This window comes from Streptomyces sp. NPDC028308, assembly GCF_055565855.1.
Genome location: NZ_JBVHTO010000002.1, coordinates 145,949 through 158,326 on the forward strand (window position 1 = coordinate 145,949; position 12,378 = coordinate 158,326).

General features: G+C 70.4%; 13 protein-coding genes. 6 read left to right on the top strand and 7 right to left on the bottom strand.

Going from position 1 to position 12,378, the window contains the following annotated elements; genetic code table 11:
* Window positions 1-361 precede the first annotated feature (361 nt).
* On the top strand, window positions 362-1,468 hold the full coding sequence (locus tag ACZ4VA_RS04910; RefSeq protein WP_356173640.1) for a PP2C family protein-serine/threonine phosphatase: 1,107 nt from the start codon (window positions 362-364) through the stop codon (window positions 1,466-1,468).
* Window positions 1,469-1,559: 91 nt separating this feature from the next.
* On the opposite strand, the gene ACZ4VA_RS04915 is transcribed toward ACZ4VA_RS04910, so the two are convergent.
* Window positions 1,560-2,687: an MFS transporter gene (locus ACZ4VA_RS04915; protein WP_468079797.1), complete on the bottom strand. Its 1,128-nt coding sequence runs from the start codon at window positions 2,685-2,687 to the stop codon at window positions 1,560-1,562.
* 148 nt (window positions 2,688-2,835) lie between these two features.
* On the opposite strand from ACZ4VA_RS04915, the gene ACZ4VA_RS04920 reads away from it, so the two are divergent.
* The 3 genes from ACZ4VA_RS04920 to ACZ4VA_RS04930 all read left to right on the top strand — a co-directional run bounded on the left by ACZ4VA_RS04920 (window position 2,836) and on the right by ACZ4VA_RS04930 (window position 5,420).
* The gene (locus ACZ4VA_RS04920; RefSeq protein ID WP_356173635.1) at window positions 2,836-3,597 is read left to right on the top strand and encodes a DeoR/GlpR family DNA-binding transcription regulator; all 762 of its coding nucleotides are present in this window, start codon (window positions 2,836-2,838) and stop codon (window positions 3,595-3,597) included.
* A gap of 450 nt (window positions 3,598-4,047) precedes the next feature.
* Window positions 4,048-4,389 (top strand): hypothetical protein, encoded by a 342-nt coding sequence (locus ACZ4VA_RS04925; protein ID WP_468079800.1) that lies wholly within the window; start codon window positions 4,048-4,050, stop codon window positions 4,387-4,389.
* A 347-nt stretch (window positions 4,390-4,736) separates the two neighbouring features.
* Window positions 4,737-5,420, top strand: coding sequence for a DUF4328 domain-containing protein (locus ACZ4VA_RS04930; protein ID WP_389389731.1), 684 nt, complete (start codon window positions 4,737-4,739; stop codon window positions 5,418-5,420).
* Between the two features lie 67 nt (window positions 5,421-5,487).
* On the opposite strand, the gene ACZ4VA_RS04935 is transcribed toward ACZ4VA_RS04930, so the two are convergent.
* The gene (locus ACZ4VA_RS04935; protein ID WP_389389732.1) at window positions 5,488-5,976 is read right to left on the bottom strand and encodes a GNAT family N-acetyltransferase; all 489 of its coding nucleotides are present in this window, start codon (window positions 5,974-5,976) and stop codon (window positions 5,488-5,490) included.
* A gap of 104 nt (window positions 5,977-6,080) precedes the next feature.
* A complete protein-coding gene (locus ACZ4VA_RS04940; protein WP_356173627.1) occupies window positions 6,081-6,242 on the bottom strand; it encodes a hypothetical protein in 162 nt (53 codons plus the stop codon).
* Window positions 6,243-6,522: 280 nt separating this feature from the next.
* Here ACZ4VA_RS04940 and ACZ4VA_RS04945 point away from each other — a divergent pair, with 280 nt between their 5' ends.
* Window positions 6,523-7,449 carry a S41 family peptidase gene (locus tag ACZ4VA_RS04945; protein WP_468079803.1) on the top strand — a complete coding sequence of 309 codons (927 nt, stop codon included), beginning with the start codon at window positions 6,523-6,525 and terminating at the stop codon, window positions 7,447-7,449.
* 112 nt (window positions 7,450-7,561) lie between these two features.
* On the opposite strand, the gene ACZ4VA_RS04950 is transcribed toward ACZ4VA_RS04945, so the two are convergent.
* From ACZ4VA_RS04950 to ACZ4VA_RS04965, 4 genes are all read right to left on the bottom strand, one after another.
* The gene (locus ACZ4VA_RS04950) at window positions 7,562-7,915 is read right to left on the bottom strand and encodes an antibiotic biosynthesis monooxygenase family protein (protein WP_356173622.1); all 354 of its coding nucleotides are present in this window, start codon (window positions 7,913-7,915) and stop codon (window positions 7,562-7,564) included.
* A 200-nt stretch (window positions 7,916-8,115) separates the two neighbouring features.
* On the bottom strand, window positions 8,116-8,688 hold the full coding sequence (locus ACZ4VA_RS04955) for a transcriptional regulator (protein WP_468079805.1): 573 nt from the start codon (window positions 8,686-8,688) through the stop codon (window positions 8,116-8,118).
* 97 nt (window positions 8,689-8,785) lie between these two features.
* Window positions 8,786-10,495, bottom strand: coding sequence for a helix-turn-helix domain-containing protein (locus ACZ4VA_RS04960; RefSeq protein WP_468079807.1), 1,710 nt, complete (start codon window positions 10,493-10,495; stop codon window positions 8,786-8,788).
* Window positions 10,492-10,803, bottom strand: coding sequence for a helix-turn-helix domain-containing protein (locus tag ACZ4VA_RS04965; RefSeq protein ID WP_468079809.1), 312 nt, complete (start codon window positions 10,801-10,803; stop codon window positions 10,492-10,494). The genes ACZ4VA_RS04960 and ACZ4VA_RS04965 overlap by 4 nt, the downstream gene beginning before the upstream one ends.
* Before the next feature lie 545 nt (window positions 10,804-11,348).
* On the opposite strand from ACZ4VA_RS04965, the gene ACZ4VA_RS04970 reads away from it, so the two are divergent.
* Window positions 11,349-12,338: a 3-oxoacyl-ACP synthase III family protein gene (locus tag ACZ4VA_RS04970; RefSeq protein WP_389389736.1), complete on the top strand. Its 990-nt coding sequence runs from the start codon at window positions 11,349-11,351 to the stop codon at window positions 12,336-12,338.
* The last annotated feature ends 40 nt before the right edge of the window (window positions 12,339-12,378 follow it).

Here is a 12,378-nt window from a genome sequence, read left to right on the forward strand (position 1 = left end):
CATGACGAGCCCTGAGACCGACTGCAGGGCCTCAGATCCGGGTGGCCGAGTGTCGCGCCGGGTCGGCCACCTTGTGGCCACTTGGCCATGTGCCTGGGACGCGCGAGGGAGAGTCGCTCGTTCCGATGCCGCCAGGTCCGAGCGCTTCCCCGCACTCCCTCACCGTAGAGCGCCGGACCTGCGGGCGCGCGTCTTGGCCGTACGGGGGTGGCGTACGGACCTGTTCGATGCGGCGTGAGCCGCCGCTGTCCGGGTGGCGGCCTCCTCGACCCGGGTACGGCGTAACACCACCGTCGGCGCATCGCATGCCGGTCTCCGCCTGAGCGAGCGGATCACGCGCTGGTAGGTGTAAAGAGGAGTCATGTCGCCAGGTTTCGACGGGTTTCGTCGGCCGATGTGGTCGGGGCGGGCGCTGGTCGCCATCCCGATCGCGTGGATCGTCGTGGTGTCCGTGATCGACGTTCTCGCGCCGCCCGACATCCACCTGGGTCCCCTGCTCGTCGCCGCCCCGGCGATCACGCCTTCTTTCGGCGGGCCCCGGACGGTGGGGCTGGTGGCAGCGCTGGCGGTGATCGCGCAGACGATCATCGGGGTGCTGCGCGATCCCGACGAGTTGCTCTCCGCCAATCACCAGGCGCAGGTCATGGCCTTGGTGCTGGTGGGGGTGAGCCTCGTCCTCTTCTGCGTGGTGCGTGAGCGTCGCGCGGCAGAGCTGACACAGGTCCGGTACGTGTCCGAGACCGCCCAGCGTGTGGTCCTGCCTCCGCTGCCCGGCCGGATCGGTCCGCTGCGCGCCGCCTCGCTCTACCTCGCGGCGGAGGCCGAGGCCCGGATCGGCGGTGACCTCTACGCGGCGGCGCGCACCACGTCCGGCACCCGGCTGATCGTCGGTGACGTGCGGGGCAAGGGGATGACGGCGGTCAGTGACGCCGCACTGCTGCTCGGGGCGTTCCGCGTCGCAGCGCACCGCGAGGCGAGCCTGGGCGAGCTGGTGGCCTATCTCGACCGAAGCGTGTGCTGGGAGCTGATGGAGCCGGGCGAGGCGGGCACCTACGGGGAAACGTTCATCACCGCCACCGTCCTCGACATCCCCGACCAGGACGGGCACGTCCAGATGGTGTCGTGCGGACACCCTCCGCCCATCGTCCTCCGCCAGGGCCGGCCGATGACGATGAACGCCAGTCATCCCGCTCCTCCGCTGGGGCTGGGCGAACTGACGAACCCGGGCTACCACGTGGAGAGCTTCCCGTTCGTCCCGGGGGACCTGTTGCTGCTGTACACGGATGGCGTCACCGAGGCCCGCGACTCCGTCGGTACCTTCTACCCGCTCGCCGAGCGCCTCACCGGCTGGACCGAGAGCGATCCCGACGCCTTCCTGGGCCGCTTCCGACGCGACCTGCTGCGTCACGTGGGCGGACACCTGGACGACGACGCCGCCATGATCGTCATCAAGCGCCCGGCCACGTAGGGGGCGCGGCGGCACACCGAGCGGACGGCGGATTTCCGACCCGGTTTCACCGAGGCCGTGCTCGGACCTCTTCGTGTGCGGGCGGCCGCATTCAGGAGGTCAGCTCGACCGTACGCGACCGGTCCGGGGAGGGGCGCAGGATGCCGGCCGCCGCAGCGGCGGTCGCGCAGAACAGCGTGAGCAGCAGGAAGGTGTGGTTGAGGGCCGTGACATGGGTCAACCAGCCGATGACGGCGGGGCCCGCGAGCATGCCGATGTAGCCGAGGCCCGCGACCCGGGAGACGTTGGTGCCCGCGGCCGCGGGGTCGGCGTGGCCCGCGGCGCTGAACAGTTGCGGGATACAGCCGGACAGGCCGAGTCCGAACAGCGCCCAGCCGGTCAGCGCGGCCCAGATCCAGGGCGAAAGGGCCACTGCGGTGATGCCGACGGCGGCCAGAGCCGCGCCGTAGCGCAGGACTGCGACCGGCCCGAAGCGCGCGGCCGTCCGGTCCGCCAGGAGCCTGCCCGCGGTCATGGCGGCCGCGTAGGTCCCATAGGCGAAGGCCGCGGTGCTCTCCGGTGCGTCCAGGACGGTCTTGAGGTGCAGGACGCTCCAGTCGTTGGCGGCTCCCTCGCACAGCATGACCAGCAGGGCCAGGACGGCCAGCAGCCAGATCCGGGAGGCGACGGCGCGCTTCTCCCCCACGGGCCGACCTTCGGCGTCGTCGGCGGGGTCGGTCGAGCCAGCGGGCAGAAGCGCGCGGGCCGATGCCAACGCGGTGATGACGCCGATGCCTGCGGCGGTGCCCAGTGTCGCGGCCGGGCCCCAGCCGATCCCGACGGCAGCGGCGCCGGCGAGCGCGGCCAGGACGCCGCCGACGGAGAACGTGGCGTGGAAGGCCGACATGACCGGCCGCTCGTACGCCTTCTCCACCTGTACGGCGTGCGCGTTCATGCTGACGTCGAGTGTGCCGTTCCCGAATCCGAAGACCAGCAGGGCGGCCCCGAGGGTCCATGGCTGGTGCGCGAGTGCCGGCAGCACCAGGGTCGCGCTGCACAGCACTCCGGCCAGGGGGACGACGGCGCGCGCGCCGAGCCGGTCGGACAGGCGCCCGCCGACCTGCATGCCGGCGAACGCCCCGGCCCCCAGCAGCACCAGGAACCCGCCGAGAGCCGCGTGGCTGATGCCCACGCGCTCTTCGACGGCCGGGATCTGCACCACCCACATGCCCAGCAACATGCCGTTGAGTACGAAGTAAACAAATGTCACAACGCGGGATGCGCGTAGCGCTCGTTCCATGCACCCACCATAACGAACGTCGATGTTGTTTGTAAGCGACCACTTCAAACATTGCAATTGTTCGTTTCTAGTGGTGTTGAATCTCGGTATGAGTACCGTGCAGCGTCACCGACTGATCACCCAGGCCGTCCAGGAGGCGGGCACGGCCACGGTCACCGAGCTGGCCGCCCTGACGCGTGCTTCGGAGATGACCATCCGGCGAGATCTCGACCAGCTGGCGGCCCAAGGCGTGCTCGAACGGTTCCGCGGTGGCGCCCGCGCCCTCCTTCTCCGAGGCGACGAGCCCCCCTTCGCGCTGCGCGCTCACGAGGCCGTCGACGCCAAGCGCCGGATCGCGGCAGAGGTGGCGTCACTGATCACCGACGGCGAGACCGTCCTCCTCGACAGCGGCACGACCTGCCTCGAAGTCGCCCGCCTGCTGCACGGGCGGCAGGTCACCGTGATGCCGCTGTCACTGCAGGCCATCCACCTGCTGAGTGACGCCCCCGAACCGACCTCGCTCCTGGTACCCGGCGGCCGGCCCCGCCCCGGCGAGGGAACCCTCACCGGCCCCCTCACCCTCGCCTCCCTCTCGGCGCTGCGCTTCGACACCGCCGTCCTCGGCTGCTGCGGCCTGAGTGCCAGGGACGGCATGACCGCGTACGACCTCGACGAGGCCGCCGTGAAGAAGGCGGCCATCACCTCGTCCCGCCGCGTCATCGCCGCCGCCGACGGCAGCAAACTCGGCCGCATCGCCCACGCGCACGTCGGCTCCTCGACCCTGGTGCACACCCTCGTCACCGACACCACAGCGCCCTCCGACGAGGCCGCCGCACTGGAGGAAGCCGGCACCACCCTCAAGATCGTGTGATCCTGAACGGCCAGGCCGACAGCGGAGGTTGCCCCGCTCCACATCGTCGGCGGGCGTCGCGGCTGGGCCGCTCCCCCATCACCGACAGCCACACCTACGCCGCCTGAAGAACGTGCACGGGACCGACCGGCTCCTCACACCGCCGGCAGTCACCGTCGAGCCATATCCGCGCTCGCTTCAGCCGCCGCCGGGCCCGCTACGGTGGCCGAGTGAACGGACTGAACGCACCAGCCGGGCCTGGTGCATTGCTTCCCCTCATGACAGCCGAGAAGGAGCTTGTCGAGTTCTTCGCCGGGGTCGCGGATCTTGACGTGACGGACTCCGCCGCGTGGGCCCTGGAGGACGGAGTCCGGCTGGCCTCGGGTGCTCGACTCTCGACTGGAGCAGTTCGCGCGTGCGGGCTCGGGGGACGCCTTCTGCTTCGTCGGCGAGGGCGGTGAGGAGCGGCCAGTGGTGTACGTGAGCCTCGACGGCGAGGCCGGCCTGGTCGCGGTCGGGCTGGCGGAGTTGGTCCGTCCATGTCTGGTGGCTCCGTGGCGGCAGAGCGCTCCCGGCCGGACGGCTGAAGAGGTCCTGGCCGTCGCCGACGAGTATCGGAGGGATCTGCCCGACCTCGACCGTCGACGTGACAGCGCGGCTCGGGCGCTGGGTATCGACCCGGCCGAATTGCCCTCCGAGGCGAGGGCATTGGCCCGACTCGCCACGCTGTCCCGGGGTCCGGTGGCCGCAGCCTGTCTCGTCGTCGGGAATGACGGCGATCCACTCGACCCCCTTTTCGGTACCGGTCGCTAGTCCGTGCGGTGGACGGTAAACAGCACAGGGCCATCAGGTAGCTCATGACGGTGCCGATGACCAGGCCTGCCGTGACGAGGGACAACGGGACCCCGGTGGTCGAGCAGCGCCGGTGGCCACAGGAACGCGAACCTCCGGGCCGGGATGCGCCGTGGCGGGACCCCCGCTCACTCACCTGCCCACTGAGCAGCGGATTCGTATGGACGGCGGAGTCGAGGGCGGCGTATCGTGCGTCAGCCGTGTGATCTTGCCGCGACCATTCGCGTATCACGTCCGTGGGGGGCCACACCGTCATGTCCGCATTCAGTCAACCGCGTCCTGACCCGGCATCGCCGAGTTGGGCCCCGATGGCCTCGTTCGGCCTCCTGGCCGCCATGGTGACCGGCCTCGTCCTGGCCGCCGCCTGTGACGTCCTGAGTCTCGTGGCGTGCTTCCGGCTCAGGGCGGCGATCGGGACGGACGGCGGGTTCGCCGCGGCCGCGACCGGCAGCTTCGACTCGGCTGTCTCGCTGTACGACGCGGCCGCCCGGTACCAGGTCATCGCGTACCTGCCGTGCGCGATCGTCTTCGTCGTCTGGTTCCTCCACATGCGCCGCAGGACGGAGCCTCTGGGCCCGGACCGTTTTCGCAACGGACCGAGCTGGGCCGTCTGGGCCTGGTGCATCCCACTGGCCAACCTCTGGATGCCGCACCGGGTGGCAGCCGACACGTGGACCGCTGCCACGCCGCTGCCACGCGACGGCGAGCCGTACCAGTCTCGTCTGTGGCCGGTGCACCTGTGGTGGACGCTGTTCTTGGCCAGCGGCTTGTTCGGTCGTCTCGCCGCCTACAAGTACAAGCACTCCACGACACTCGCCGAGGCCCGGTCGGGGGTGACCCAGGACATGGTGTCCGACGTGCTGCACCTCGGAGCCGCAGCAGCCGCCGTGTACTTCGCCTACCAGCTGACCGTCATGCAGCGGGTCAAGGCGACAGCAGGCCCCTTCGGCCCGGCCCCGGTTCAAGGCCGTGTGGCAGAAGGCACACTTTGAGCCCGGCACCACGCCGACATCGGAGGACAACGACGTGTCAGCCGGCGGTCCCTGATGGTGACCGCCCCTACGCGAGTTCCTTCCGCATCACCGTGCAGATCGTCTCGTAGCGGCGCAGCGAGCCATCGGGGCCCTGCTGGTCCCACGAGTCGGGCCGGCGGTCGTACGCGACATATCCCAGGCGTTCGTAGAGCGCACGTGCGCGGGGATTGCTCTCCTCCACCGCGAGCTCCGCCTGCCGCAAACCCCGGCTCCTGATCCGCAGTTCCGCGGCTTCGATGAGAAGCGTGCCGATCCCGCACGACTGCAGTGCGGGGTGGACCGCGAGTTGCCACAGCGTGCCGACGCCGTCCTTGACCTGGTAGTCGATGCCGCCCTTCGCCACAGGGAGGTCTGTCTTCGGGCAGACCGCGAGGTAGTCGACCTCGCCGAGCCGGGCACGTTCCAACTGCTCGGCGACGCGGGCCAAGTGGTGCTCGGAGCCGGCCCACCCGCACGAGGCCAGGTCCGCCTCCACCAAGTCACGGACCGACAGCCGCAACACGACGCTGCTCATCTCGGGCACCTCCGGTGAGCCAGCCTCCCCGCCGGTCAGAGACAGCGCAACGCCATTTTCCCAGCCCGCCGTTCTGGCTCACCCGTCACCATGAGCGGGCCCGGTCAGAACGGCCCCGAGTTCTGCCGCGCGGCGTTCGCCGCCGCCACGCCCTGAGCGAGTCCCTGCTCCGCCGCGGCGCCCTGCTGCGCTCCCCGCTCCCCCGACCCGCCCCTGCGGCGCAGTACGACCAAGCACGCGGCAGCGGCGGCCACGAGTACGGCCACAGCGCAGACAATGAAGATCACGACTTCCCCGTTCGTCTGAAGGAGCCGTCCAGTGGCACCTCGTCCACCTGCATCATCTCCTGCCGACCGCCCGGGCGATAGCCCGATGTGCAGCGAGTACGCCGACGCCACAAACGTGAGAGTGGCCTCTGCAACGGGAGCTGGGGGGCGGATGGGCCGGGGACGTTCACTGCGCAGGGCTTCCTGGGTCTGGATGGTGGCTGTCGTCGTCGCAGCCTCGGGATGCACGAACGGTGCGCAGGATTCGCCCGGCGACGACATGGCGCCCACGGCACGGACGTATCTGTCGAAGGCACTGGGCATCATGGAGAAGCACTCCCTCAACCGGCACAAGCTCGACTGGACCGCCATCCGGAGCAAGGCCTTCACGCGCGCCGGTGCGGCGCAGAAGCCGTCGGACACCTACCCGGCGATCAGGTCTGCTCTGGCGGCTCTCGGCGACCATCACAGCACCTTCTGGGACCCCGAGCAGGCCGACGAGGTCCTGGGGACACCTACGAGCACGTTCGACGATCTGGAGGCCCGTTCCCTCGAGAACGGCATCGGATACATCTCCCTGCCCGGAGTGGACGGTCCCACGGAAACGCACGACGCGTACGTACGGCAGGGCCGGAAGGCCGTCGCGAAAGCCGACGGCGAGGGAGCCTGTGGCTGGGTGGTGGACCTCAGGCGCGAGACCGGTGGCGGCATATGGCCCGTGCTGGCCGTGGCCGGACCGGTCCTCGGTGACGGCACCGTGGGCATGTCCGTCGACGCGGACGGCGACAGGTCCGTGTGGTCGATCAGGAACGGCGCTCCGTACGAGGACGGCAAGTCGGCCGGTTGGAGCGCCGGCCGCCCCCTCTCGACGAGCAGGCCGCCGGTAGCCGTGCTCACCGGCCGGCAGACGCGCAGTGCGGGAGAGGCGGTCACGGTGGCCTTCCGGGGCCGCCCGAACACCCGCTCCTTCGGCGAGCCGACCGCGGGCGTCCCGACGGGAAACGCCGCGTACCGTCTCTCGGACGGCGCCAGACTCATACTCACGGGAGCCAAGGACGCCGACCGCACCGGCCGCACCTACGACGAGCCGATCCCGCCGGACGAGGAGGTCATCAAGGACCCCCGGCCGGTGGCCCGCCGTCAGGACGCGGTGCTGGACGCGGCCCAACGGTGGCTGCTCAAGCAGGCTCCGTGCCACAGGCCGTGAGCTACCGCCCGGCCCAGCAAGTTGCGCCGGCCGACACCGGGGACTCGATGCGATCAGCCGAGAGCTGCGGGCACGGGGGCCGGTCCGGCGTCCTGCCGTCGTGCGGCCGGGCTCACCCTCGTTTGAACCCGTGGCTCCGTTCGACCTTCGCCACGTGCAGGGTGTAGCTCTCGTACCACTCGGCTCGCCCGCGCTGTTGCGCCGCGCGGTGCTCGGCGTCGCTCCGCCACTGCGTGAGGGCGTCGGCGTCGCGGAAGTACCCGACGGTGATGCCGAGCCCGCCGGGAGTCTGCGCGTGGTCCATCCCCAGGAACCCGGGGACGTCCTTCACCAGCTCTTCCATGCGTGCGTTGGTCTCGCTGTAGCCGCTCTGGTCATGGGTCCGCACCGTAGTGAACACCGCGACGTAGTACGGGGGTTCGTATGCCTCGACGGGTGCGACAGGGGCTTCCGGTTGATCGCTCATGACGTCACCGTAAGGCGGGTCGTGCCCCACGATCCACCGTCTTTACCGGACGGGAGACGTGAGGGATCGGACTCTTGACCAAAGCCGTCCACCCTCCCCGCGGCTTCCGAGCAAGCCCACGACCGCCTGCTCAGGAAGCGGAGGAAGGGTCGCAACGAACGCCCATGACTACGGCGGCTGTTGGGGCAGCCGTCATCCCTTCACGCGGCGAAGCCTACGTTGGTCACGTACTCGTACTGGCCCCACTGCGAGCCGAGGTCGACGATCTGGTCGACCCACGCGTCGTCCAGCGCCTGGGCGTCACCGGCCTGCCAGGCGGCGACGATGCGGTCCCAGCGGCGGATGTTCAGGTGGCGTAGTTCCACCACGCGCTGGAGGGGCCGGTTCACCTGGGACTGGTTGACCGGGTGGATCTCCACGCGGGTGCCGCGGCCCTCGCGGTTGAGTCGGGCGGTGAGGTAGCGGGCGACGTTCTCGCGCCGCACGGTGCGGTAGGCCTGCTCGATGCGCTCGAGGTTCCTGCGCGAGGGCGTGCGGGTGTCGGCCAGCCAGGCGCGCAGCGTGCGGGCGGTGACGGTCAGTCCGGCCGCGCGGGCCGCCTGGCGGGCGTGGTCGGTGCGGGTGAGGTAGTGCAGGCGGGCCTGCAGGCCGCGCCGGGCGGTGACGGGCGTGACGATGTAGCCGGCGAGCGCGTCCAGTTGCCTTGCGACGGCTTCGTGGCCCTTGATGCCGCGGGCGCCGAACTTGCCGAAGTCGATGTTCCGCTCGGGCATGGTCCCTTCCGGTCCCTAGAGGTGGTGGATCACTCTACGGCTTGCGGGCACTGTACGACCGTCCCGTAAGAGGCAGCGCGCCCGGACGTCATCGGCGCTATGCCCGACCCACGGAGGGCCGCGCCGCCTGCTTCGGATCGGTGTCGACGGTGTACGTGTCCTTGACCTTCACCTCGGTGACTCCCCTGCCCTCCGGGAACACCGCCCGCCAGTCACCGATGACGTGGAGTTCGTCGGTGCCCATCGCCCGGACGACCATGAGCCCTTCGTCGTAGGCGCGGTGGGCCTTCCACCAGAGGTTGGCGAAGGCCTGACTGCGGATCAGGTGCATCCAGTCGGTGCGGTACAGCTCCCGGTTGTAGTTCGACTCACCCAGCGTGGAGACGAACTTGGCGTACATGGCCTTCACGTACTCCAGTGTCACGTCGTCGCCTTCGGCGATGGCCCGGTCACGGGCGTCCTTCAGTGCGACGCGGAACTTCTCCAGCAGCCCTTCCGTCGCGCCGGACGTCCACGACTCGTGGATCTCGGGGGCCTCGCACAGACCGTACTTGGGGCCGGACAGGCGCAGCAGCAGGCGCAGGGTCGGTTCGGTCACCCACAGCGGGCCAGGCTCGTCGCGGTTGCCGATGGGGTTGGGCAGGACGGCGTCGTGGTCCCAGGCGGGCGGGGTGATGAGGTGCACGCCGGCGCGGCGGCGGTCGTGGTGGTTGCCGGTGGAGTGTTCCAGGGCGCCGATCGGCAGGTGGGTCTTGAGGGCGGACAGGTAGGCGCCGTTGACGTCCAGGGCCGTCACCTCGTGTACTCCGGGCGGGAGTTCGACCCTCGCCCACTTGGGGCGGGCCTCCCAGATGTGGTCGGCGCCTCGCGCGCTCTGCTTGCGCAGGATCTCGGGCAGCGGCGGGTGGGCGACCACGTCGTAGCGGCCGCCTTTGCGCGTGTGGTCCAGCAGGGTCATCGCGTCGGGGATCGCCCGCTTGACCAGTGCCGCGGTCGCCGCCTCGACGTCACCGGCGTGGTCGGCTAGGGCGGTCGCGACCGCTGTCCGGATCGGGTCCGGGGTGCCGCCCGCGGTCTGCATGCGTCGTCCGGCGGGGACGACCTTGACTGCGTGCGTCTCCTTCCGGGGTGAGGCGCTCGCCGGTCGCCGCGAGGCGCTGAGTTCGGCTGCATCTCGCGCGGGCCCGGAGTCCGTTGCGGGCGCTGCCGTGCGGTGAGCTTCAGGTGTGGCCGCGAGAACAGACTCGGCTGCCGCCGTGCGGTGAGACGCAGGTGTGGCCGCGGGAAGAGGCTCGGGTGCCGCCACGGGGCGGGTCCCGGGTGTCGGCTCGGGCTGGGCGGAACCGCAAGCGTCGGGATCCAGATGCTGGGGGAACCCCTCGACCTGATGACGTGCGGGGTGTCCGCACAGCACGCACGGCTGAGGGGACGGCAGGGTGTCGACGTCGTCCTGGTCGTCGCCCGGGCCCCCCTCCCTCTGGCCGTCGCCCGGGCCCGCTTCCCACTGGTCGACGTCCTCGAAGTCCTCCGCTGTCCCGTCGCCGGGATCCGCTTCGCCCGCGGCGGCAGTCACGCGGGCACGGGCTCCGTCCAGGAAGTACGCGTACTTCTCCCGTACCTCACCACTCGGTTCCCGGCCGCTCTCCCAGCCCGCGACCGTGGACGGGCTGACGCCCATGGCCCTGGCGAGCGCGGCACGTGAGACGTTCAACTCCTCGCGCAGGCCACGCCGTTGCCCGGCGGGCGGCAGGGGGACCTCCTGCTTCGCCTGGGCGAGCAGCGCGTCGATCGCGTCGAAGCCGGTCACCGCTCACCGCCGGCCTGTGCGGCTGCGGGCCCGGTCGCCCTGGCCCGGCGGCGAGCACGACGGCGTTGCGCGGGCATCGACTCGGCGGCGCGGGTGGGACCGGCCAGGAGATCCAGCGCGTCGATGCCGTAGTGCGCGGCCACCGCCTCGCAGTCCGCCAGGCTCCAGGATGCGGCGCCGGACTGACGACGGCTCACCTGCCCCTGCGTGACCCCCAGAACGGCGGCAAGGTCGGACTGCGACTCCCCCGACGCATACAGCAAAGCGGCCACAGCGGACCTCACCCGGTCGTCGAGACTCATGCCCATGGCGCCGACTCTACCGCGTGAACCCATGGACTATGCGTCACGAACATGAGCGCGCGCCGAGCGTGCCCGGTCGCGCACAGGCTCCATGCCTACGCCGACCGCGTTGCCCTCGTAATGGTTCGGCGGTAACGGATCTTGCGTCCCGGATGGACAGCGCGCGGTGAAATGTCTTCGGCCATGACCTGAAGACTCCCCTTGCGGAACGTTCAACTGCTGTGCAACGCAGGCGTGCGAGGCTCGGGGCCGGCTTCCGCCGCTCGCGGCCTGAGCCCCGTCTCACCTGCCCCGACGATGGCGCGGCCGCGCCCACACCCCGCGACGTCATGCCCCTTTTCGGCCCCACGAAGGAACGTAACGGAGAGCCGATTTGCCCGGTTTTGCGTGCATTGAACGGTCATAAGCGATCACCTTAGGTGGCTGGAATATCACTCAGTGATACCAATCACAAGCAGTAGGGCAACTGTTTACCACCGTAGGGCTGAGGTAGATGGGTTCAGCAGTCACTGATTGGTCATTGCAGGATTAATGCTTCAAAAGGGGAATCCATGCCGAATGGAATACTTCGCGTCGCCGGGCACGTGCCGTCCCGTGTCGTGGACAACCAGCGGATCGGCGCCTGGGCGGGGACCAGCGAGGAGTGGATCGAGGAGCGTACCGGGGTCCGTGAACGGCGGTACGCGGAGCAGGACGCGGCCACGTCCGACCTCGCCGCGGCCGCCGCGACCCGGTTACTGACACCTCCGCACGAGGCCCCGTACGAGCCGAGCGAGATCGACGCGCTGATCGTGGCGACCACGACGCCCGACCAACCCCAGCCCGCGACGGCCGTGTTCGTGCAGGCGCAGCTCGGCCTCGGTGGCGTACCGGCCTTCGACCTGAACGCCGTCTGCTCCGGCTTCCTGTACGCCCTGGACGTGGCCGACGCGATGCTGTGCGCCCACCGCGACTGGCGCAACGTCCTGGTGATCGGAGCGGACACCTACTCCACGATCATGGACCGGACGGATCGCAGGACGGTCAGCCTCTTCGGCGACGGCGCGGGCGCCGTCCTGGTGGGACGCGTCCCCGACGGTTACGGCATCCACGCCACCTCCCTGCTCGCGGACGGGACGACCACCGACCACGTCCGCGTCGAGGGCGGCGGCTCCCGCAGGCCGGCCGCCACCGTCCAGGACCCGGGCGCCCATCACTTCCGGATGAACGGACGAGCCGTCAAGGACTGGGCCGTACAGCACGTGCCCAAGGCCGTGCACCAGGCGCTGGACCAGTCCGGCATGCGTCTGGAGGACATCGACCGCGCGGTCTTCCACCAGGGCAACCTGCGGCTGGTGCACACGCTCGCCGACGCGCTCGGCATCGACTCCCGCAAGGTCGCCGTCACCGCGGACCGCTACGGCAACACCGCCGCCGCGTCCATCCCGCTGACCCTGAGCGAGAGCCACCGCGCCGCACCGCTGGAGCGCGGCGAGCGCGTCCTGATGGCCTCCGTCGGCGGCGGCATGACGGCCGGAGCGTCCGTCATGACCTGGTACTGACGGCCTCCACGGATCGAAGCCATCACACGACGGCCACGGC

Bases quoted from the DNA above. Each gene is read 5' to 3' on its own strand.
- ACZ4VA_RS04910 (WP_356173640.1), top strand. From the start codon at position 362: ATGTCGCCAGGTTTCGACGGGTTTCGTCGGCCGATGTGGTCGGGGCGG.
- ACZ4VA_RS04915 (WP_468079797.1), bottom strand. From the start codon at position 2,687: ATGTTGCTGGGCATGTGGGTGGTGCAGATCCCGGCCGTCGAAGAGCGC.
- ACZ4VA_RS04920 (WP_356173635.1), top strand. From the start codon at position 2,836: ATGAGTACCGTGCAGCGTCACCGACTGATCACCCAGGCCGTCCAGGAG.
- ACZ4VA_RS04930 (WP_389389731.1), top strand. From the start codon at position 4,737: ATGGCCTCGTTCGGCCTCCTGGCCGCCATGGTGACCGGCCTCGTCCTG.
- ACZ4VA_RS04935 (WP_389389732.1), bottom strand. From the start codon at position 5,976: ATGAGCAGCGTCGTGTTGCGGCTGTCGGTCCGTGACTTGGTGGAGGCG.
- ACZ4VA_RS04945 (WP_468079803.1), top strand. From the start codon at position 6,523: ATGGCGCCCACGGCACGGACGTATCTGTCGAAGGCACTGGGCATCATG.
- ACZ4VA_RS04950 (WP_356173622.1), bottom strand. From the start codon at position 7,915: ATGAGCGATCAACCGGAAGCCCCTGTCGCACCCGTCGAGGCATACGAA.
- ACZ4VA_RS04955 (WP_468079805.1), bottom strand. From the start codon at position 8,688: ATGCCCGAGCGGAACATCGACTTCGGCAAGTTCGGCGCCCGCGGCATC.
- ACZ4VA_RS04965 (WP_468079809.1), bottom strand. From the start codon at position 10,803: ATGGGCATGAGTCTCGACGACCGGGTGAGGTCCGCTGTGGCCGCTTTG.
- ACZ4VA_RS04970 (WP_389389736.1), top strand. From the start codon at position 11,349: ATGCCGAATGGAATACTTCGCGTCGCCGGGCACGTGCCGTCCCGTGTC.